The organism is Enterobacter cloacae complex sp. P17RS, assembly GCF_014895885.1.
Lineage (GTDB): Bacteria > Pseudomonadota > Gammaproteobacteria > Enterobacterales > Enterobacteriaceae > Enterobacter > Enterobacter bugandensis.
The window spans coordinates 56137-76423 of record NZ_JADBQK010000005.1; the positions used below are offsets into that span (position 1 = coordinate 56137).

The 20287-nt window shown below is 55.1% G+C and carries 19 protein-coding genes; 14 read left to right on the top strand and 5 right to left on the bottom strand.

What is annotated here, in order from left to right; translation table 11 throughout:
• Positions 1-236: 236 nt before the first annotated feature.
• Together tig and bolA are read right to left on the bottom strand one after the other, a co-directional pair.
• Positions 237-1535, bottom strand: coding sequence for a trigger factor (tig, locus tag IM265_RS04950; protein ID WP_008503318.1), 1299 nt, complete (start codon positions 1533-1535; stop codon positions 237-239).
• 330 nt (positions 1536-1865) lie between these two features.
• Positions 1866-2183, bottom strand: a complete 318-nt coding sequence (gene bolA, locus IM265_RS04955) for a transcriptional regulator BolA (RefSeq protein ID WP_003859051.1) — start codon at positions 2181-2183, stop codon at positions 1866-1868.
• A gap of 306 nt (positions 2184-2489) precedes the next feature.
• On the opposite strand from bolA, the gene IM265_RS04960 reads away from it, so the two are divergent.
• The 8 genes from IM265_RS04960 to IM265_RS04995 all read left to right on the top strand — a co-directional run bounded on the left by IM265_RS04960 (position 2490) and on the right by IM265_RS04995 (position 11361).
• Positions 2490-3068 (top strand): lipoprotein, encoded by a 579-nt coding sequence (locus tag IM265_RS04960; RefSeq protein ID WP_028012160.1) that lies wholly within the window; start codon positions 2490-2492, stop codon positions 3066-3068.
• Positions 3069-3113: 45 nt separating this feature from the next.
• Positions 3114-4589 (top strand): muropeptide MFS transporter AmpG, encoded by a 1476-nt coding sequence (gene ampG / locus IM265_RS04965; RefSeq protein WP_028012159.1) that lies wholly within the window; start codon positions 3114-3116, stop codon positions 4587-4589.
• A 477-nt stretch (positions 4590-5066) separates the two neighbouring features.
• Positions 5067-6014, top strand: a complete 948-nt coding sequence (gene cyoA, locus IM265_RS04970; RefSeq protein ID WP_008503322.1) for a cytochrome o ubiquinol oxidase subunit II — start codon at positions 5067-5069, stop codon at positions 6012-6014.
• A 16-nt stretch (positions 6015-6030) separates the two neighbouring features.
• Entirely contained in the window at positions 6031-8022 is a 1992-nt protein-coding gene (cyoB, locus tag IM265_RS04975) for a cytochrome o ubiquinol oxidase subunit I (protein WP_028012157.1), read from the top strand.
• Positions 8012-8626 (top strand): cytochrome o ubiquinol oxidase subunit III, encoded by a 615-nt coding sequence (locus IM265_RS04980; RefSeq protein WP_003859057.1) that lies wholly within the window; start codon positions 8012-8014, stop codon positions 8624-8626. Before cyoB ends, IM265_RS04980 begins: the two co-directional genes overlap by 11 nt.
• On the top strand, positions 8626-8952 hold the full coding sequence (locus IM265_RS04985) for a cytochrome o ubiquinol oxidase subunit IV (RefSeq protein ID WP_006176899.1): 327 nt from the start codon (positions 8626-8628) through the stop codon (positions 8950-8952). Before IM265_RS04980 ends, IM265_RS04985 begins: the two co-directional genes overlap by 1 nt.
• 11 nt (positions 8953-8963) lie before the next feature.
• Positions 8964-9851: a heme o synthase gene (gene cyoE / locus IM265_RS04990; RefSeq protein WP_003859062.1), complete on the top strand. Its 888-nt coding sequence runs from the start codon at positions 8964-8966 to the stop codon at positions 9849-9851.
• Positions 9852-9999: 148 nt separating this feature from the next.
• Positions 10000-11361 carry an MFS transporter gene (locus tag IM265_RS04995; RefSeq protein ID WP_193031417.1) on the top strand — a complete coding sequence of 454 codons (1362 nt, stop codon included), beginning with the start codon at positions 10000-10002 and terminating at the stop codon, positions 11359-11361.
• A 32-nt stretch (positions 11362-11393) separates the two neighbouring features.
• On the opposite strand, the gene IM265_RS05000 is transcribed toward IM265_RS04995, so the two are convergent.
• Positions 11394-11885, bottom strand: a complete 492-nt coding sequence (locus IM265_RS05000) for a YajQ family cyclic di-GMP-binding protein (protein WP_023293165.1) — start codon at positions 11883-11885, stop codon at positions 11394-11396.
• A gap of 121 nt (positions 11886-12006) precedes the next feature.
• Between IM265_RS05000 and panE the strand changes: the two genes are divergently transcribed.
• Positions 12007-12918 carry a 2-dehydropantoate 2-reductase gene (gene panE / locus IM265_RS05005; protein ID WP_182033973.1) on the top strand — a complete coding sequence of 304 codons (912 nt, stop codon included), beginning with the start codon at positions 12007-12009 and terminating at the stop codon, positions 12916-12918.
• Positions 12881-13474, top strand: a complete 594-nt coding sequence (yajL, locus tag IM265_RS05010) for a protein deglycase YajL (RefSeq protein ID WP_045259897.1) — start codon at positions 12881-12883, stop codon at positions 13472-13474. The genes panE and yajL overlap by 38 nt, the downstream gene beginning before the upstream one ends.
• Positions 13475-13561: 87 nt before the next feature.
• Here the strand turns inward: yajL and thiI are convergent, their stop codons facing one another.
• Entirely contained in the window at positions 13562-15010 is a 1449-nt protein-coding gene (gene thiI / locus IM265_RS05015) for a tRNA uracil 4-sulfurtransferase ThiI (RefSeq protein WP_045259896.1), read from the bottom strand.
• 178 nt (positions 15011-15188) lie between these two features.
• Here thiI and xseB point away from each other — a divergent pair, with 178 nt between their 5' ends.
• The 4 genes from xseB to IM265_RS05035 all read left to right on the top strand — a co-directional run bounded on the left by xseB (position 15189) and on the right by IM265_RS05035 (position 19255).
• Entirely contained in the window at positions 15189-15431 is a 243-nt protein-coding gene (gene xseB / locus IM265_RS05020; RefSeq protein WP_003859094.1) for an exodeoxyribonuclease VII small subunit, read from the top strand.
• Positions 15432-16331, top strand: a complete 900-nt coding sequence (gene ispA / locus IM265_RS05025) for a (2E,6E)-farnesyl diphosphate synthase (protein WP_136342923.1) — start codon at positions 15432-15434, stop codon at positions 16329-16331. It abuts the gene before it with no gap.
• A gap of 24 nt (positions 16332-16355) precedes the next feature.
• Positions 16356-18218 carry a 1-deoxy-D-xylulose-5-phosphate synthase gene (gene dxs, locus IM265_RS05030; RefSeq protein WP_193031418.1) on the top strand — a complete coding sequence of 621 codons (1863 nt, stop codon included), beginning with the start codon at positions 16356-16358 and terminating at the stop codon, positions 18216-18218.
• Between the two features lie 62 nt (positions 18219-18280).
• Positions 18281-19255 (top strand): aldo/keto reductase, encoded by a 975-nt coding sequence (locus IM265_RS05035; RefSeq protein WP_126345115.1) that lies wholly within the window; start codon positions 18281-18283, stop codon positions 19253-19255.
• Positions 19256-19304: 49 nt separating this feature from the next.
• On the opposite strand, the gene thiL is transcribed toward IM265_RS05035, so the two are convergent.
• Positions 19305-20276, bottom strand: a complete 972-nt coding sequence (thiL, locus tag IM265_RS05040) for a thiamine-phosphate kinase (protein ID WP_041911088.1) — start codon at positions 20274-20276, stop codon at positions 19305-19307.
• Positions 20277-20287: the final 11 nt, after the last annotated feature.

Below are 20287 nucleotides of genomic sequence, written 5' to 3' on the forward strand. Positions count from 1 at the left end.
AAACACCTGCTGTACTGATTGTAACCTTATGGACGGATTATCAGCCAGTCTCAATCATCGTGATTACATACTTATGGGGTTCGCCACGCCCTATTTCAAGCATAACAACCTTTTGTTGTAACGCTAACACTGAAAGGGCGTTTTAGCACCCTTCCAGAACCCATGCCGCGATAAAAAAAACCCGTCGCCGGAAGGCAACGGGTTTTTTGTTCAAACTTTAAACCGTTAGAGCGAAATTACGCCTGCTGGTTCATCAGTTCGTTGAAAGAGGTCGCTTTTTCGGTCACTTTAGCTTTCGCCAGTACCGCTTCAACAGCCTGCTCTTCCAGTGCGACGTTGCGCATGTTGTCCATCAGCTCTTTGTTCTTACCGTAGAACTCGATCACTTCTGATGGATCTTCGTATGCAGACGCCATTTCTTCGATCAGGCCCTTCACACGCTCTTCGTCAGCTTTCAGCTCGTGGGTACGAATCACTTCGCCCAGCAGCAGGCCAACAACAACGCGGCGTTTCGCTTGCTCTTCGAACAGCTCGCGCGGCAGTTCCATCGCTTGCTGCTGGTTGCCACCGAAGCGCTGTGCAGCCTGACGGCGCAGCACGTCGATTTCGCTGTCGATCAGGGCAGCAGGAACGTCGATTTCGTTCGCTTTTACCAGACCTTCAATCGCCTGAGATTTCACGCGGTTACGCACAGCACCGTTCAGCTCGCGCTCCATGTTTTTACGCACTTCGGTACGCAGGCCAGCAACAGAACCATCTTCCACGCCGAAACGCTTGATGAACTCTTCAGTCAGTTCTGGCAGTTCGCGCTCTTCAACTTTCTTCAGGTTGATGACGAACTTCGCTGCTTTACCTTTCAGGTTTTCAGCGTGGTACTCTTCAGGGAAGGTCACGTCGATGGTGAACTCTTCGCCCGCTTTGTGGCCTTTGATGCCGTCTTCGAAGCCTGGGATCATACGACCCTGGCCCATTGCCAGTACGAAGTCAGACGCTTTGCCGCCTTCGAACTCTTCGCCGTCTACAGAACCGGTGAAGTCGATGGTTACGCGGTCTTCCGCGTCAACAGCGCCTTCTTTCTCTTTCCAGTTGGCCTGCTGCTTACGCAGGGTGTCCAGCATGCCGTCAACGTCTTCGTCAGTCACGGAAACGATCGGTTTTTCAACTTCGATAGATTCCAGGCCTTTCAGCTCAACTTCCGGGTACACTTCGAACTCTACGGAGTAGGTGAAGTCTTCGCCCAGTTTGTATTCGCCTGGCACGTAGTTTGGCGCGCCGGCTGGATTGATTTTTTCTTTGATGATCGCGTCGATAAAGTTGCGGCTCATCAGTTCACCCAGCACATCCTGACGCACGGAAGCGCCATAACGCTGAGCAACAACATTCATTGGTACTTTGCCCTTACGGAAGCCGTCAATACGTACTTTTTTTGCTACGTTGACCAGCTCGCTTTTCACAGCAGTTTCGATGCTGTCAGCAGCGATAGTAATCGTTACACGGCGGCCAAGGCCTTGAGTGGTTTCAACTGAAACTTGCATCTTGTTACCTCAAAAAAATCACAGTGCTCGGTCAACTCTGAATCTGTCTGTTATACCGGGATGCTCTCTTAGTGCAGATTCACATTCCCTGTCGCCAGAATCATCCCGAAGACATTCAATAAGACGCGGCATTATAGCGGCATCACTTAGGTGAGTCGAGAACGGTTGGAGCATGTTGCTGCGGCTTTTTTCACACTTTAAGGCTATTTTTAGCCTTAAAATCGCACCATCCGCTCAAAACTCAGACAAAACAAAACGGCCCGTAGGCCGTTTTGAGGAAATCTGTAAGCAACATACTGGAAAAGCTCCAGCCGTTGCAAATCCGATTTTTCAGGCGATGGTGCCTGCACCGCGACAAGGCGGCGACGCAAAAACCGTATCCTGCAAGCCTTCCCATTCCTTAATGGTGTAGGTATGCAGTGCCAGCGCATGCACGGTCGTGGAGAGTTCTTCCGTCAAGGTGCTGTAGATCAGGCGATGTCGGTTCAGGAAACGTTCTCCCGTGAAGCGATCGCTAACCAGAACCACTTTAAAGTGGCTTTCAGAACCTGCCGGCACGTTATGACGATAGCTTTCGTCGACGACTTCGAGGAACACAGGGTTGAACGCTGCCCTTAATTTTTCTTCTATCTGTTCACGTATCATCATGAAATTACTCCTCCGACAACGCTAAGATGTCACCCATCCCTTTAAATGTTAGCCGCTTTTACCGTTTCCATTACACCTTGACAACAAATATTTAGCTTTCGTCTGATTTTCTCATTCAAATGCATGAAGTTCACGGTGAGACTCATACCTGTCGTCTCTGGCGGGAGGAGAAAAAGGATGAGCTGGTCAGTTTTCAGACAAGACGATGAATTTACATGCGTTGACCACTTCCCCTGGCCGTAGTCGATGATATGATGGCGGCAATTTTTCTCTCTTTAATGCTTACGATTCGTTGAGAACCTGAAAATGTTTAAAAAACTCTTCTTTCCGTTGGTAGCCCTTTTTATGCTGGCAGGCTGTGCGACTCCGCCTACCACTATTGATGTCTCACCAAAAATCACCCTGCCTCAGCAGGACCCAAGCCTGATGGGCGTCACCGTGAGCATTAACGGTGCCGATCAGCGTCAGGACCAGGCGCTGGCAAAAGTGACCCGCGACAACCAGCAGGTGACGCTGACCGCGTCCCGCGACCTGCGCTTCCTGCTGCAGGAAGTGCTTGAGAAGCAAATGACCGCTCGCGGCTACATGATTGGCCCAAGCGGCGCGGTTGATCTGCAGATTATCGTCAACAACCTGTACGCAGACGTCTCTCAGGGCAACGTGCGCTACAACATTGCGACCAAAGCGGATATCGCCATCATTGCCACCGCGAAGAACGGCAACAAGATGACCAAAAACTACCGCGCCAGCTACTCTGTTGAAGGCGCGTTCCAGGCCTCTAACAAGAATATTGCTAACGCCGTTAACAGCGTGCTGACGGACACCATCGCCGATATGGCGCAGGACACCAGCATTCACGACTTTATCAAGCAGAACGCACGTTAATCCTGCTCACTGACCCGGTGCTTCACCGGGTCAGTTCATAAGAACATGTCCAGTCACTACTTACGCATTTTCCAGCAACCGAAATCAGCAATTCTGCTGATCCTCGGCTTTGCCTCCGGTTTACCCCTCGCGCTCACCTCCGGCACGCTTCAGGCGTGGATGACGGTTGAGAACATCGATCTCAAAACCATTGGTTTCTTCTCGCTTGTCGGTCAGGCGTATGTCTTTAAGTTCCTGTGGTCGCCGGTGATGGATCGCTATACGCCGCCGTTTCTGGGGCGTCGTCGCGGCTGGTTAGTGATGACTCAGGTTCTGCTGCTGCTGGCGATTGCGGCGATGGGCTTTCTTGAGCCGACAACACAGCTCCGCTGGATGGCCGCGCTTGCGGTGGTGATAGCCTTCTGTTCCGCCTCTCAGGATATCGTGTTCGACGCCTGGAAAACGGACGTGTTACCTGCGGAAGAGCGCGGTGCCGGTGCGGCGATCAGCGTGCTGGGCTATCGCCTCGGGATGCTGGTCTCAGGCGGGCTGGCGTTGTGGCTGGCCGACCGTTATCTCGGTTGGCAGGGCATGTACTGGCTGATGGCTGCCCTGCTCATCCCCTGCATTATCGCTACGCTATTTGCACCCGAACCGAGCGACGTCATTCCGGTTCCCCGCTCGCTGGAGCAGGCCGTGGCCGAACCGCTGCGTGACTTTTTTGGCCGCAACAATGCCTGGCTGATCCTGCTGCTCATCGTCCTTTATAAGCTGGGCGATGCCTTTGCCATGAGCCTGACCACCACCTTCCTGATCCGCGGCGTCGGTTTTGATGCCGGTGAAGTGGGCGTGGTGAATAAAACGCTGGGGCTGTTTGCGACCATCGTCGGTGCGCTTTATGGCGGCGTATTGATGCAGCGCCTGACGCTGTTCCGCGCGCTGCTGATCTTCGGCATCCTGCAGGGCGCATCTAACGCGGGCTACTGGCTGCTGTCGGTGACTGACAAGCATATGTTCAGCATGGCCGCGGCGGTGTTCTTTGAAAATCTCTGTGGCGGCATGGGGACGGCGGCGTTTGTCGCCCTGCTGATGACCCTGTGCAATAAATCGTTTTCCGCTACGCAGTTTGCGCTGCTCTCGGCGCTCTCGGCCGTTGGCCGCGTGTACGTAGGTCCGATTGCCGGCTGGTTTGTAGAAGCCCACGGCTGGCCAACGTTTTATCTCTTCTCGGTCGCGGCTGCCGTGCCGGGGATTTTATTATTGCTGGTGTGTCGCCAGACGCTGGAATATACCCAGCGGACCGAACACTTTATGCCGCGTACTGAATATCACCGCGCCTACCGATTTGCGTTACGTCTGCTAATGGCGGGCTGCGGCGCGCTGGCGCTATGGCTTGTGGTACTTATCGTTAACGCCAGTACGTCTCTGGCGCTCCCCCTCGAAGCTCTTCTGCTGGACGCAGGAGCCCTGCTGGCCATCGCCGGGATCCTGACGGGCGGTTTGCTCGATTTTATGGCCTTGCGTAAAACGCAGATGACCTGAAGAAAAAGTGAAAGGTTATTTCCCGTTGTAATCACTAACCGAAATTATAACGGTGAAATAGCCAACAGCCGCTAAAAAAATATTTGTTGTTTTGTGCGGGATAGGATTTGGAAATTATTGGAGCCAATTCCAAAACGCTATTTTTCATTAAACGATTCAGCATTGGAAAGTTTGATTTTTCGTTTTTTAGATGTCTTTTTATTGATAATTAATTGTTAATTTTTTGTATATTTTTAACAATGGTTATACCAATTGCCCCTTTTAGGGTATGCTTGGGGGTGCTTTCGTTATAAAGCCCATATCATGCGGCTTCGGTCATAAAAACCGACATAATCTGCAACACTTGTGACACGTGCGGCAGAACCCGGTAACACCTTCCTGACACAGGCCTAATGATGTTTACAGTAATGTAACCTTCCCGTAAAATGCCCGCACACTTTAAACGCCACCAGACTCCCGTGGAATTGAGGTCGTTAAATGAGACTCAGGAAATACAATAAAAGTTTGGGATGGTTGTCATTATTCGCAGGTACTGTATTACTCAGTGGCTGTGATTCTGCACTACTAGACCCCAAAGGACAGATTGGACTGGAACAACGTTCACTGATATTGACGGCTTTTGGCCTGATGTTGATTGTGGTTATTCCTGCCATTTTGATGGCTGTTGGTTTCGCCTGGAAGTATCGTGCGAGCAATAAAGATGCGAAGTATAGCCCGAACTGGTCACACTCCAACAAAGTTGAAGCTGTGGTCTGGACGGTACCTATCCTGATCATCCTGTTCCTTGCCGTGCTGACCTGGAAAACCACTCACGCACTTGAGCCAAGCAAGCCGCTGGTTCACGATGAAAAACCTATTACCATTGAAGTGGTCTCCATGGACTGGAAATGGTTCTTCATCTATCCAGAGCAGGGCATTGCTACCGTGAATGAAATCGCCTTCCCGGCGAACACTCCGGTTCAGTTCAAAGTGACCTCCAACTCCGTAATGAACTCCTTCTTCATCCCGCGTCTGGGTAGCCAGATTTACGCGATGGCCGGTATGCAGACGAACCTGCATCTGATCGCGAATGAAGCAGGCACCTACGATGGTATCTCCGCCAGCTATAGCGGCCCGGGCTTCTCAGGTATGAAGTTCAAAGCTATTGCGACGCCGGACCGTGCCGCTTTCGACCAGTGGGTTGAAAAAGCGAAGCAGTCTCCAAACACCATGTCTGACATGGCGGCGTTCGAAAAAGTGGCTGCACCTAGCGAATACAACAAGGTGGAGTACTTCTCTAACGTGAAACCAGATTTGTTCAAAGATGTTATTGGCAAATTTATGGATCACGGCAAGAGCATGGACATGACCCAGCCAGAAGGCGAGCACAGCGCGCACGAAGGTATGGAAGGCATGGACATGAGCCACGCGGAAACCGCTCACTAAGGGGCCGAGGAAGAAAATGTTCGGAAAATTGACACTGGATGCAGTGCCCTACCATGAACCGATTATCATGGTTACGGTGGCTGCAATTATCATTGGTGGCGCGGCCTTAGTTGGCCTGATCACTTACTTCGGTAAGTGGAGCTACCTGTGGAATGAGTGGCTGACTTCGGTTGACCACAAAAAACTCGGTATCATGTACTGCATCGTCGGTATCGTCATGTTAATTCGTGGCTTTGCGGATGCAATCATGATGCGTAGCCAGCAGGCACTCGCGTCTGCGGGCGAAGCCGGCTTCCTGCCACCGCACCACTACGATCAGATCTTTACCGCCCACGGCGTTATCATGATCTTCTTCGTGGCGATGCCGCTGGTAATCGGTCTGATGAACGTTGTCGTTCCGCTGCAAATTGGCGCGCGCGACGTAGCGTTCCCGTTCCTGAACAACCTGAGCTTCTGGTTCACGGTTGTCGGCGTTATCCTGGTTAACCTGTCACTGGGCGTGGGCGAATTCGCACAAACCGGCTGGCTGGCTTACCCACCGCTTTCGGGAATTGAGTACAGTCCGGGTGTAGGCGTTGACTACTGGATTTGGGCGCTTCAGCTCTCCGGTGTCGGTACTACCCTGACCGGTATCAACTTCTTCGTGACCATCCTGAAGATGCGTGCACCAGGTATGACGATGTTCAAGATGCCAGTATTTACCTGGGCATCTCTGTGCGCCAACGTACTGATTATCGCGTCGTTCCCAATTCTGACCGTCACCATCGCGCTGCTGACCCTGGACCGCTACCTGGGCACCCATTTCTTCACGAATGATATGGGTGGCAACATGATGATGTACATCAACCTGATTTGGGCCTGGGGTCACCCGGAAGTGTACATTCTGGTTCTGCCTGTCTTCGGTGTGTTCTCCGAAATCGCGGCAACCTTCTCGCGTAAGCGTCTGTTTGGTTACACCTCTCTGGTGTGGGCAACCGTGTGTATTACCGTTCTGTCGTTCATCGTTTGGCTGCACCACTTCTTTACCATGGGTGCGGGCGCGAACGTAAACGCCTTCTTCGGTATCACCACCATGATTATCGCCATCCCTACCGGGGTGAAGATCTTCAACTGGCTGTTCACCATGTACCAGGGCCGTATCGTGTTCCACTCAGCAATGCTGTGGACCATCGGCTTCATCGTGACCTTCTCCGTAGGTGGGATGACCGGCGTACTGCTGGCGGTGCCAGGTGCTGACTTCGTTCTGCACAACAGCCTGTTCCTGATTGCGCACTTCCATAACGTTATTATCGGCGGCGTGGTCTTCGGCTGCTTCGCAGGTGTGACTTACTGGTGGCCTAAGGCGTTTGGCTTCACGCTGAACGAAACCTGGGGTAAACGCGCGTTCTGGTTCTGGATCATTGGCTTCTTCGTGGCGTTTATGCCGCTGTACGTGCTGGGCTTCATGGGTATGACCCGTCGTCTGAGCCAGCAGATCGATCCGCAGTTCCACCCAATGCTGATGGTTGCAGCGGGCGGTGCAGCGCTGATTGCCTGCGGTATTCTGTGCCAGCTGATTCAGTACTACGTGTCCATCCGCGACCGTAACCTGAACCGCGACCTGACCGGTGACCCATGGGGTGGCCGTACGCTGGAGTGGGCAACCTCTTCTCCACCACCGTTCTATAACTTTGCCGTAGTGCCGCACATTCACGAGCGTGACGCATTCTGGGAAATGAAAGAAAAAGGTGAAGCGTACAAGCAACCTGAGCATTACGAAGAGATCCATATGCCGAAAAACAGCGCTGCGGGCATCGTGATTGCCGCTTTCGCAACGGTATTTGGTTTCGCAATGATCTGGCACATCTGGTGGATGGCGATTGTTGGCTTCGCTGGCATCGTAATCAGCTGGATTGTGAAGAGCTTTGACGAGGACGTGGACTACTACGTACCAGTCCGTGAAGTTGAAAAGCTGGAAAATCAGCATTTCGACGAGATTTCTAAAGCGGGGCTGAAAAATGGCAACTGATACTCTGGCGCACTCAACTGCCCACGCGCATGAACATGCGCACCATGATACAGGACCGACCAAAGTCTTCGGTTTCTGGATCTACCTGATGAGCGACTGCATTCTGTTCTGCTGTCTGTTCGCGACCTATGCCGTTCTGGTGAACGGCACAGCGGGCGGCCCGACCGGCAAGGACATCTTTGAACTGCCGTTCGTTCTGGTTGAAACCGCACTGCTGTTATTCAGCTCCATCACCTACGGCATGGCGGCTATCGCCATGTACAAAAACAACAAGAGCCAGGTTGTCTCCTGGCTGGCGTTGACCTGGCTGTTTGGTGCTGGCTTTATCGGGATGGAAATCTATGAATTCCACCACCTGATTATGGAAGGCTTCGGTCCGGATCGCAGTGGCTTCCTGTCCGCGTTCTTCGCGCTGGTGGGTACCCACGGTCTGCACGTGACCTCGGGTCTGATCTGGATGGCAGTACTGATGTTCCAGATCTCCCGCCGCGGCCTGACCAGCACTAACCGTACCCGTATCATGTGCCTGAGCCTGTTCTGGCACTTCCTGGACGTGGTATGGATCTGCGTGTTCTCTGTTGTCTATCTGATGGGGGCGATGTAATGAGTCATTCTAACGATCATGGCGCTTCCCACGGCAGCGTAAAAACCTACATGACAGGTTTCATCCTGTCGATCATCCTGACGGTGATCCCGTTCTGGATGGTGATGAGCGGTTCTGCGTCCAAGCCGGTTATCCTGGGAGCAATCCTGGTGACCGCGGTGATTCAGATTCTGGTGCATCTGGTTTGCTTCCTGCACATGAACACCAAGTCCGATGAAGGCTGGAATATGACTGCCTTTATCTTTACCGTGATTATCATCGCTATCCTGGTAGTCGGTTCCATCTGGATTATGTGGAACCTCAACTACAACATGATGGTTCACTAAGAGCGGCGAGTATGTTTAAGCAATACCTGCAAGTCACGAAACCAGGCATCATCTTTGGCAACCTGATCTCCGTAATCGGAGGGTTCCTGCTGGCCTCTAAAGGCAGCATTGATTACACCCTCTTTATTTACACGCTGGTCGGTGTGTCACTGGTGGTTGCGTCCGGTTGTGTATTTAACAACTACATCGACATGGATATCGACAAGAAGATGGAAAGGACCAAGAATCGGGTGCTGGTTAAAGGCCTGATTGCCCCTTCCGTCTCGCTGGTGTACGCCACCTTGCTGGGTATTGCTGGCTTTATGCTGCTGTGGTTTGGTGCTAACCCGCTGGCCTGCTGGCTGGGGGTGATGGGGTTCGTGGTGTATGTAGGCGTCTACAGCCTGTATATGAAGCGTCACTCCGTTTACGGCACGCTGATTGGTTCTCTCTCCGGCGCTGCGCCGCCGGTGATTGGCTACTGCGCCGTCACGAACGAGTTCGACAGCGGTGCGCTCATCCTGCTGGCTATCTTTAGCCTGTGGCAGATGCCGCACTCCTATGCCATCGCGATTTTCCGCTTCAAGGATTATCAGGCGGCGAACATTCCGGTTCTGCCGGTCGTGAAAGGTATCTCGGTTGCCAAGAACCACATCACGCTGTATATCATCGCCTTTGCCGTGGCAACGCTGATGCTCTCTCTGGGCGGTTACGCCGGATATAAATATCTGGTGGTAGCAGCCGCGGTGAGCGTCTGGTGGCTCGGCATGGCCCTGCGCGGCTACAAGGTGGAAGATGACAAAGTCTGGGCGCGCAAGCTGTTTGTGTTCTCGATTGTCGCCATCACCTCCCTGTCCGTGATGATGTCCGTAGACTTCATGGTGCCGGACTCGCAAAACCTGCTGACTTACGTCTGGTAAGTTTATGTGATGATGAAAAGGGTGCTTCGGCACCCTTTTTTATTCACGAAATCTATTAATTAGGCATGTAATATTTGTTAAATAAGCCTTTATTTACCCCGCCCCTTCCCCGCACTACACTATGGCCTGCTTTTGAACTGAGGTGGTAATGAACGATTATAAAATGACGCCGGGCGAGCTGCGTGCGACCTGGGGTTTAGGGACTGTTTTCTCGCTGCGGATGCTTGGCATGTTTATGGTCCTGCCCGTTCTGACCACGTACGGCATGGCGTTACAGGGTGCCAGCGAAGCGCTGATTGGTCTGGCGATCGGTATCTACGGCCTGGCGCAGGCAATTTTCCAGATCCCCTTTGGCCTGCTCTCTGATCGGGTGGGCCGCAAGCCGCTGATTGTCGGCGGGCTGCTGGTCTTTGTGCTCGGGAGCGTTATTGCCGCCCTCTCCCACTCCATCTGGGGCATTATTTTGGGCCGCGCCCTGCAGGGCTCCGGTGCGATTGCCGCCGCGGTGATGGCGCTGCTGTCAGATTTAACCCGCGAGCAAAACCGCACCAAAGCGATGGCGTTCATCGGCGTGAGCTTTGGCGTAACGTTTGCGATTGCGATGGTGCTCGGTCCCATCATTACGCACAAACTGGGTCTGCACGCCCTGTTCTGGATGATTGCGGTGCTGGCGACCATCGGGATCGCACTCACCCTGTGGGTTGTGCCAGACAGTAAAAATCATGTCCTTAACCGTGAATCCGGGATGGTTAAAGGCTGCTTTAGCAAAGTCATCGCCGAGCCGCGTCTGCTAAAGCTTAACTTCGGCATTATGTGCCTGCATATTCTGCTGATGTCCACCTTCGTCGCCCTGCCCGGCCAGCTTGCCGCAGCAGGTTTCCCGGCGGCCGAGCACTGGAAAATTTATCTGGTCACGATGCTGATTTCGTTTGTCTCTGTCGTGCCGTTCATCATCTACGCCGAAGTGAAGCGCAAAATGAAGTGCGTCTTCGTGGGCTGCGTGGCGTTACTGCTGATTGCCGAGATCGTGCTCTGGGGCGCTGGCCCGCACTTCTGGGAGCTGATCGCAGGCGTACAGCTGTTCTTCCTGGCGTTTAATCTGATGGAAGCGCTGCTGCCGTCGCTGATCAGCAAAGAGTCTCCGGCAGGATACAAAGGCACCGCGATGGGCATTTACTCCACCAGCCAGTTTCTCGGCGTGGCGATCGGCGGCTCGCTTGGCGGCTGGGTCGACGGCCTGTTTGATTCACAAACCGTGTTTCTCGCGGGCGCGCTGCTGGCAACAGTCTGGCTGCTGGTTGCCAGCACCATGAAAGAGCCACGCTACGTGAGCAGCCTGCGGGTAGAAATCCCGGATGACGTGGAGATTAGCGACGCGCTGAAGCAGCGTCTGGAAGGAAAAGAAGGGGTCACAGAGGTGCTGATTGTCCCCGAAGAGCGCAGCGCTTATGTCAAAATTGACAGCAAAGTGACCAACCGCTTTGAGGTCGAGCAGGCGCTCAAAGCGTGAAAAAAAGCCCGGTTGAACCGGGCTTTTTTGTCTTAATCGCGGAAGTTTTTAAACTGGAACGGCTGTCCTAAATCCCCGCCGCGCACCAGCGCCATCACGGACTGGAGATCGTCGCGAGATTTTCCGGTTACGCGAATTTCTTCGCCCTGGATCTGCGCCTGCACCTTCAGCTTGCTGTCTTTGATAAGCTTAACGATCTTCTTCTGCACCGCGCTCTCGATGCCCTGCTTCAGTTTGGCTTCTACAAACCAGTTCTTACCGCTGTGGACAAACTCGTCCGGCACGTCCAGAGACGTTCCTTCGATGCCACGTTTTAACAGCTTGGCGCGCAGAATGTCGAGCAGCTGATTCACCTGGAAATCAGACTCGCTCAGCACCTTAATGGTCTTATTTGCGTCGTTCAGCTCAAACGACGCCTCAACGCCGCGAAAATCGAAACGTGACTCAACTTCGCGGGTTGCGTTCTCAACGCCGTTGCGAACTTCCTGGATATCAACTTCGGAAACAATATCGAAAGATGGCATCTTTTCTTCTCCCTTCACTTTTGTTGCGTTGCATAATACCCGCTACGAGGCATAACTCAACAGAAGCTTAGCTGTATAATTAAGCTGTAACACCTGGCGCAGTTGCAGGTGAGGAGGAACAATGAAAATTACGGTGCTCGGATGCGGAGCGCTCGGCCAGCTGTGGCTGACCGCGCTGTGCAAGCACGGACATGAGGTTCAGGGCTGGCTGCGCGTGCCCCAGCCCTATTGCAGTGTCAACCTGATTGGTGAAGACGGAAGCATTTTTAACGAATCCCTCACCGCGAACGATCCTGATTTCCTGGCGCAAAGCGACCTGTTGCTGGTGACGCTCAAGGCGTGGCAGGTCTCAGATGCGGTTAAGACTCTGGCCGCGCAGCTCCCCTCCACGTCCCCCATTCTGCTGCTGCATAACGGTATGGGAACCCTTGATGAGCTGAAAAGCGTCCCGCAGCCTCTGCTAATGGCGACCACCACCCACGCTGCGCGTCGCGACGGGACTATTATCGTGCATGTCGCCAGCGGCGTGACGCACATCGGCCCGGCCAGAACACAGGATGGCGACTACAGCTATCTGGCCGATGTTCTGCAAAAGGTCTTGCCGGACGTCGCCTGGCACAACAACATCCGCCCTCAGCTGTGGCGCAAGCTGGCCGTAAACTGCGTGATCAATCCGCTGACGGCGCTGTGGAACTGCCCGAACGGGGAGCTGAAAAACCATCCGCAGGAGGTGGCATCCCTGTGTGCAGAAGTCGCGTCGGTCATTGAGCGAGAAGGCCTGCACACCTCAGCAGAGGATTTACGCTGTTATGTCGAGCAGGTTATTGAGAGTACGGCTGAGAATATCTCCTCGATGCTGCAGGACGTTCGGGCATTACGCCATACGGAGATAGATTACATTACCGGCTATCTGCTAAAGCGCGCCCGCTCACACGGCATCGCCGTGCCGGAAAACGCCCGTCTGTATGACCTGGTTAAACGTAAGGAGAGTGAATATGAGCGCGTCCGCACTGATTTGCCTCGCTCCTGGTAGCGAAGAGATGGAAGCGGTCACCACCATTGATTTACTGGTACGTGGCGGCATTAAGGTAACAACCGCCAGCGTAGCCAGCGACGGCAATCTGGCAATCACCTGTTCACGAGGGGTGAAAATCCTGGCAGACGCACCGCTTGTCCAGGTTGCTGACGGCGATTACGACATCATCGTCCTGCCCGGCGGCTTAAAAGGCGCGGAATGTTTCCGCGACAGCCCGCTGCTGGTTGAAACCGTGCGTCAGTTTCATCTGTCCGGCCGTATCGTCGCGGCAATCTGTGCCGCCGCTGGAACGGTTCTGATTCCGCACGACATCTTCCCCATCGGCAATATGACCGGCTTCCCGGGGCTTAAGGATACGATCCCGGAAGAGCATTGGGTGGATAAACGCGTCGTCTGGGATCCGCGCGTCAACCTGCTGACCAGCCAGGGACCCGGCACCGCGATTGATTTTGGCTTAAAGATTATTGATCTGCTGGTCGGGCGGGAGAAGGCCTACGAAGTGGCGTCGTCGCTGGTGATGCCGGCGGGGATTTATAATTACTATGAAGAGTAGTGCATAAAAAAAGCCGGGTGGCGCGAGCTAAAAGCAAAACGGCAACCTTTGGTTGCCGTTTTTAATGTGAGGGCACCAGGCCGCACGCTACGGACGATACACCTTCACATTCGCGAATCCCTGCTCGCGCAGGTACAGCGCCTGCAGGCGGCTCATCACCCCGCGCTCACACCACAGCAGATACGTTTTGCTCTGATCAAGGTCGCCAAACTTAGTGCTCAGCTTGTAGAACGGCAGAGAAACCACCTCTACGCCTTCAACCTTCAGCGGCTTGTCATCCTGCTCGTCAATGGAGCGGATATCCAGAATCGCATCGTTCGCACCGAAACCGCTCACGGTTTCCACTTCAACCACTTCCTGCTCGGTCTGCTGGGCAATCTCGCGGATGTCGATGTTGGACGCTTCTGCCACCACTCTTTCCAGGATGCTGAAATCGAAGTTCTCTTCTTCCGCTTCGATCTTCGCCTTCACAGCCTTGACGGTTGGGCTTTTTGAGATCACTCCGCAGTATTCCGGCATGGTGCGGGCAAAGTCTTCGGTGCCGATTTCGCGCGCCAGGTCGATGATGTGCTCTTTATCGTGGGAGATCAGCGGACGCAGGATCAGCGTATCTGATACGTTGTCGATCAGACGCAGGTTGGTCAGCGTCTGGCTGGAGACCTGGCCCAGCGCTTCGCCGGTGACCAGCGCCTGCACGCCATAGCGCTCGGCGACTTTGGACGCCGCGCGAACCATCATACGTTTGAGGATCACGCCCATCTGGCCGTCATCCACTTTTTCAAGGATTTCGCCCACTACCGGCTCAAAGTTGATCGCCACAAAACGCACGCGGTGGGAGCTGCCGAAGCGGTTCCACAGGTAATGCGCCACCTGACGAACGCCAATTTCATGCGCCGCGCCGCCGAGGTTGAAGAAGCAGTAGTGCACGCGGCAGCCGCGACGCATCAGCATATAGCTGGAGACGCCGGAGTCGAAGCCGCCGGAGATCAGCGACAGCACATCTTCCTGCGTGCCGATCGGGAAACCGCCAATACCTTCATAACGGCCCTTAACCAGCAGCAGACGATCGTTCTCGATCTCAAGGTTAACGGTGACGTCCGGGTTAGTCAGGCGCACGCGCGCCGTCTCAACGTGCTGGTTCAGACCGCCGCCAACGTAGCGCTCGACTTCAATCGAGCTGAACTCGTGCTTACCGCGACGCTTCACGCGCACGCAGAAGGTTTTGCCTTCGATCTGATCGCGGTACTGTACCAGCGCCTTTTCGAAGATATCGTGCATATCGCTGAACGGAACGTCTTCCACTTCCAGAATATGGTGAATACCTGGAATACGGGTCAGCGCGTCGCGAATATCAAGGCGTTTGCTTTCGTCTTTCGCGCGGACTTCAACGTGGTCCCAGTGACGCACTACGGCGAGCGTTTCGTCGTAGTGTTTTAATACGTTACGAATGTTCCCGGTGAGAATTTTAATAAAGCGCAAACGCACAGATTGGCTTTTGATGGTGATTTCAGGGAACAATTTAATGATAAACTTCATGGCGGCAATGTTTCTTAGGCAAGCTTATAAAGGCTTGTAGTGGAAAATGATACAGCAGCCCACACCCGTGGCTGCATCCAGGCGCGCAAGTATACCACCATCGCGCCACTCGCGTTATTTGATAATTGCCCCGAGTCCGTTACCATGTTGGGGCGAAGAATATAAGAGTTAATTCACTATGCCGAAGAAGAACGACGCACCGGCCAGTTTTGAAACTGCGCTGAGTGAGCTTGAGCAGATTGTTACCCGCCTCGAGAGCGGCGATTTACCGCTGGAAGACGCCCTCAACGAATTTGAGCGCGGTGTGCAGCTTGCGCGCCAGGGGCAGGTAAAACTCCAGCAGGCCGAGCAGCGTGTGCAGATCCTGCTTTCCGACAGCGAAGACGCTAAAACCACGCCATTCACACCGGACGCCGAGTAAATGGATTTTACCAACGCGCTTCAGGCGCGCGTCGTTCGCGCCAACGACGCCCTGCGCCGTTTTATTGAGCCGCAGCCTTTTCAGAACACTCCACTGGTTGAAGCCATGCACTATGGCGCACTCTTAGGGGGAAAACGCCTGCGTCCGTTCCTGGTGTATGCCACGGGCAACATGTTTGGCATCAGCGATAATACGCTGGACGCCCCGGCTGCCGCCGTGGAGTGCATCCATGCCTACTCGCTGATCCACGACGATCTCCCGGCGATGGACGACGACGATCTGCGCCGGGGTCAGCCAACCTGCCACATTAAGTTTGGCGAGGCGAATGCCATTCTGGCGGGCGATGCCTTGCAGACGCTGGCGTTCTCGATTCTCAGTGATGCGCCGATGGTGGAAGTGGCCGACCGCGACCGCCTGGCGATGATCTCCGAACTGGCAATGGCCAGCGGCGTGGCCGGCATGTGCGGCGGTCAGGCGCTGGATCTTGAAGCGGAAGGACGTCAGGTTAATCTGGAACAGCTGGAGCGTATTCATCGCCATAAGACGGGCGCGCTTATTCGTTCCGCCGTTCGCCTGGGCGCGCTGAGCGCGGGTGAGCAAGGGCGCAAAGCCCTGCCGATTCTGGACAGATACGCAGAAAGTATCGGTCTGGCATTCCAGGTTCAGGATGACATTCTGGATGTGGTGGGCGATACTGCAACATTGGGTAAACGTCAGGGTGCGGACCAGCAGCTTGGCAAAAGTACCTATCCCGCCCTGCTGGGTCTTGAGCAAGCCCAACGTAAAGCCCGGGATCTGATTGACGATGCCCGCCAGTCGCTGAATGAGCTGGCCGCGCAATCGCTGGATACCTCGGCACTGGAAGCGCTAGCGGACTATATAATCCAGCGTGATAAATAAACTATATATCTCGATGAGCCTTTGATGAGTTTTGATATTGCCAAATACCCGACACTGGCGTTAGTTGACTCCACCCAGGAGTTACGTCTGTTGCCGAAAGAGAGTCTGCCGAAGCTGTGTGACGAGCTGCGTCGTTACCTGCTCGACAGCGTTAGCCGCTCCAGCGGCCACTTCGCCTCCGGGCTTGGCACGGTTGAGCTGACCGTGGCGTTGCATTACGTCTATAACACGCCGTTCGATCAGCTTATCTGGGACGTGGGCCACCAGGCTTATCCGCACAAAATTCTGACCGGACGTCGCGATAAAATTGGCACCATTCGTCAGAAAGGCGGCCTGCACCCGTTCCCGTGGCGCGGTGAGAGCGAGTATGACGTGCTGAGCGTCGGCCACTCATCGACCTCCATTTCCGCGGGCATCGGTATTGCCGTTGCTGCCGAGAAAGAGAACAAGCAGCGCCGCACCGTCTGCGTGATTGGCGACGGGGCGATCACCGCCGGGATGGCTTTTGAAGCCATGAACCACGCGGGCGATATCAAGCCGGACATGCTGGTTATCCTCAACGATAACGAAATGTCGATCTCCGAGAACGTCGGCGCGCTGAACAACCATCTGGCGCAGCTGCTTTCCGGCAAGCTTTACTCGTCGCTGCGGGAAGGCGGGAAAAAAGTTTTCTCCGGCGTGCCGCCGATCAAAGAGCTGCTCAAGCGTACCGAAGAACACATCAAAGGCATGGTCGTGCCGGGCACGCTGTTCGAAGAGCTGGGCTTTAACTATATCGGCCCGGTGGACGGGCACGATGTGCTGGGTCTGGTGACCACGCTTAAAAACATGCGCGACCTGAAAGGCCCGCAGTTCCTGCACATCATGACCAAAAAAGGGCGTGGCTACGAACCGGCGGAGAAAGATCCGATCACCTTCCACGCGGTGCCAAAGTTCGACCATACCAGCGGCTGCCTGCCGAAAAGCAGCGGCGGAATGCCAAGCTACTCAAAAATCTTTGGCGACTGGCTGTGCGAGACGGCGGCAAAAGATAACAAGCTGATGGCGGTCACGCCTGCTATGCGTGAAGGCTCCGGCATGGTCGAGTTCTCCAAAAAATACCCGGACCAGTATTTTGACGTCGCCATTGCCGAGCAGCACGCGGTCACCTTTGCGGCAGGGCTGGCGATTGGCGGCTACAAGCCGGTGGTGGCGATTTATTCCACCTTCCTGCAGCGCGCCTACGACCAGGTGATCCATGACGTTGCCATCCAGAAGCTGCCGGTGCTGTTTGCTATCGATCGCGCGGGCATCGTGGGGGCTGACGGCCAGACGCACCAGGGGGCGTTTGATCTCTCCTTCCTGCGCTGCATCCCGGACATGGTCATCATGACGCCAAGCGACGAAAACGAGTGTCGTCAGATGCTGTATACCGGCTACCACTATCAGGACGGCCCCTGCGCGGTACGTTATCCGCGCGGCAATGCCCTTGGCGTTGAACTTCAGCCGCTGGAAAAACTCGAGATCGGTAAAGGTCTGGTGAAACGTCGCGGCGAAAAAGTGGCGATCCTGAACTTTGGTACGCTGATGCCGGAAGCGGCAAAAGTCGCTGAAATCCTGAACGCGACGCTGGTGGATATGCGCTTTGTGAAGCCGCTCGATGAGTCTCTGATTCTGAGCATGGCGGAAAGCCACGACGTGCTGGTCACGCTGGAAGAGAACGCCATCATGGGTGGCGCGGGCAGCGGCGTTAACGAGGTACTGATGGCGAACCGTAAATTGGTTCCGGTGCTGAACCTCGGCCTGCCGGACCACTTCATCCCGCAAGGCACTCAGGACGAGGCGCGCGCCGACATCGGCCTGGACGCCGCCGGTATCGAAGCCAGAATCCGCAGCTGGCTGGCCTGATCCCTCCCCTTTTCTGCTCCTGCTATGCTTAAACGTATTGTTTAAACAGCAGGAGCGGAACCATGCAATACACGACATTAGGAAAAACGGACCTCAGGGTGTCCCGGCTTTGCCTGGGCTGCATGACCTTTGGCGAGCCTGACCGGGGAAATCACGCCTGGACGCTGCCGGAAGAGAGCAGCCGCCCTATCATCAAGCGCGCCATAGACGGCGGCATCAACTTCTTCGATACCGCCAACAGCTACTCTGACGGCAGCAGCGAAGAGATTATGGGCCGCGCTCTGCGTGATTTTGCCCGTCGGGATGAGATTGTGGTCGCCACCAAGGTGTACTACCCGTCAGGCGATCTGGCTGAAGGCCTCTCTCGCGCGCAGATCCTGCGCTCCATTGATGACAGCCTCAGACGCCTGAACATGGATTACGTCGACCTGCTGCAAATTCACCGCTGGGATTACAACACGCCAATTGAAGAAACCCTTGAAGCGCTGAACGATGTCGTGAAAGCGGGTAAAGCGCGCTATATCGGCGCGTCGTCAATGCACGCATCTCAGTTTGCTCAGGCGCTCGATCTCCAGGCGCAGCACGGCTGGGCGCGCTTTGTCACCATGCAGGATCACTACAACCTGATTTACCGGGAAGAAGAACGCGAGATGCTGCCGCTCTGCTACCAGGAAGGCGTGGCGGTGATCCCGTGGAGCCCGCTGGCGCGCGGACGCTTAACCCGTCCGTGGGGAGAAACCACGGCGCGGCTGGTATCGGATGAAGTGGGTAAAAATCTTTATTCCGGTACCGAAGCCAGCGATGCGCTGATTGCCGAACGTTTAGCCGGGATCGCCGACGATATCGGCGCAACGCGCGCGCAGGTGGCGCTGGCGTGGCTGCTGGGCAAGCGGGGTGTCGCCGCACCGATTATTGGTACATCGCGGGAAGAACAGCTGGACGAGTTGTTAAGCGCGGTGGATTTATCGCTGACGCCGGAGCAGGTTGCCGAGCTGGAGACGCCGTATCAGCAGCATCCGGTGGTGGGGTTTAAGTAAACACTTGCCGGGTGGCGTACGCTTACCCGGCAATGCTGAGCGCACAAACTTACCCGAAGTGATCGTACCCTTTCCAGTCCAGCGTAACGGGCGCACCGTCTTTCACAAACTTCAGCCCTTCACTCTCCGGCATGATCTGACCGATGCAGGTAAACTTTGCGCCAAGATGGGCCAATGCCACATCCAGCGTTCCACGGTTCAGCTCTGGCACCGTGAAACACAGCTCGTAGTCTTCCCCACCGGAGAGCGCCCAGCGCAGCGCCTGCTCAGGCTCCACATGGCGAAGCAGTTGCTCCGACAGCGGGAACAGATCCAGGTCAACGCGCGCGCCCACTCCGCTGGCCTTCAGGATATGGCCGAGGTCCGAGATGAGACCGTCAGAGAGATCGATAGCCGAACTGGCCCGCTCGCGCAGCGCCTGACCGTGCAGAATACGCGGTGTCGGGCGCAGGTGGCGCTTCACCAGATACGCCGCATCGTCAGCGTCCTTCACGTTTAAGCGATCCTGAAGGATCGCCAGCCCTGCCGCGCTGTCTCCCGGCGTACCGGTCACGTAGATCCAGTCGCCCGGTTTAGCGCCCGAGCGCTTCAGCGCGCGACCGAGCGGCACATAGCCGTGGATCGCCAGCGTCATCGACAGCGGCCCGGCAGTCGTATCGCCGCCAATCAGCTGCATATCGTAGTAGTTCAGCTGTTCAAACAGCGCATCGCTGAACGCTTCAAGCCAGGCTTCATCCACCTCCGGCAGCGTCAGGGCCAGCGTCAGCCAGGCCGGGTCGGCACCCATTGCCGCCAGATCGCTGACGTTGACCGCCAGCGCTTTATACGCCAGATCGGCAGGATCGATATCAGGTAAGAAATGACGTCCGCACACTAAGGTGTCGGTGCTGATTGCCAGCGTCTGCTTTTCAGGAATATTGAGAAGTGCACAGTCATCGCCAATGCCGGTTTCAACATCAAGACGAGAGGTTCTGACACGGTCGAAATAACGGGCAATCAGGGAGAATTCGCCGCATGCCATACGTTATGCCT

Excerpts from the sequence above, each read along its gene's own strand:
- tig (WP_008503318.1), bottom strand. The coding sequence starts at position 1,535 with ATGCAAGTTTCAGTTGAAACCACTCAAGGCCTTGGCCGCCGTGTAACG.
- bolA (WP_003859051.1), bottom strand. The coding sequence starts at position 2,183 with ATGATGATACGTGAACAGATAGAAGAAAAATTAAGGGCAGCGTTCAAC.
- IM265_RS04960 (WP_028012160.1), top strand. The coding sequence starts at position 2,490 with ATGTTTAAAAAACTCTTCTTTCCGTTGGTAGCCCTTTTTATGCTGGCA.
- ampG (WP_028012159.1), top strand. The coding sequence starts at position 3,114 with ATGTCCAGTCACTACTTACGCATTTTCCAGCAACCGAAATCAGCAATT.
- cyoA (WP_008503322.1), top strand. The coding sequence starts at position 5,067 with ATGAGACTCAGGAAATACAATAAAAGTTTGGGATGGTTGTCATTATTC.
- cyoB (WP_028012157.1), top strand. The coding sequence starts at position 6,031 with ATGTTCGGAAAATTGACACTGGATGCAGTGCCCTACCATGAACCGATT.
- IM265_RS04980 (WP_003859057.1), top strand. The coding sequence starts at position 8,012 with ATGGCAACTGATACTCTGGCGCACTCAACTGCCCACGCGCATGAACAT.
- IM265_RS04985 (WP_006176899.1), top strand. The coding sequence starts at position 8,626 with ATGAGTCATTCTAACGATCATGGCGCTTCCCACGGCAGCGTAAAAACC.
- cyoE (WP_003859062.1), top strand. The coding sequence starts at position 8,964 with ATGTTTAAGCAATACCTGCAAGTCACGAAACCAGGCATCATCTTTGGC.
- IM265_RS04995 (WP_193031417.1), top strand. The coding sequence starts at position 10,000 with ATGAACGATTATAAAATGACGCCGGGCGAGCTGCGTGCGACCTGGGGT.
- IM265_RS05000 (WP_023293165.1), bottom strand. The coding sequence starts at position 11,885 with ATGCCATCTTTCGATATTGTTTCCGAAGTTGATATCCAGGAAGTTCGC.
- panE (WP_182033973.1), top strand. The coding sequence starts at position 12,007 with ATGAAAATTACGGTGCTCGGATGCGGAGCGCTCGGCCAGCTGTGGCTG.
- yajL (WP_045259897.1), top strand. The coding sequence starts at position 12,881 with ATGAGCGCGTCCGCACTGATTTGCCTCGCTCCTGGTAGCGAAGAGATG.
- thiI (WP_045259896.1), bottom strand. The coding sequence starts at position 15,010 with ATGAAGTTTATCATTAAATTGTTCCCTGAAATCACCATCAAAAGCCAA.
- xseB (WP_003859094.1), top strand. The coding sequence starts at position 15,189 with ATGCCGAAGAAGAACGACGCACCGGCCAGTTTTGAAACTGCGCTGAGT.
- ispA (WP_136342923.1), top strand. The coding sequence starts at position 15,432 with ATGGATTTTACCAACGCGCTTCAGGCGCGCGTCGTTCGCGCCAACGAC.
- dxs (WP_193031418.1), top strand. The coding sequence starts at position 16,356 with ATGAGTTTTGATATTGCCAAATACCCGACACTGGCGTTAGTTGACTCC.
- IM265_RS05035 (WP_126345115.1), top strand. The coding sequence starts at position 18,281 with ATGCAATACACGACATTAGGAAAAACGGACCTCAGGGTGTCCCGGCTT.
- thiL (WP_041911088.1), bottom strand. The coding sequence starts at position 20,276 with ATGGCATGCGGCGAATTCTCCCTGATTGCCCGTTATTTCGACCGTGTC.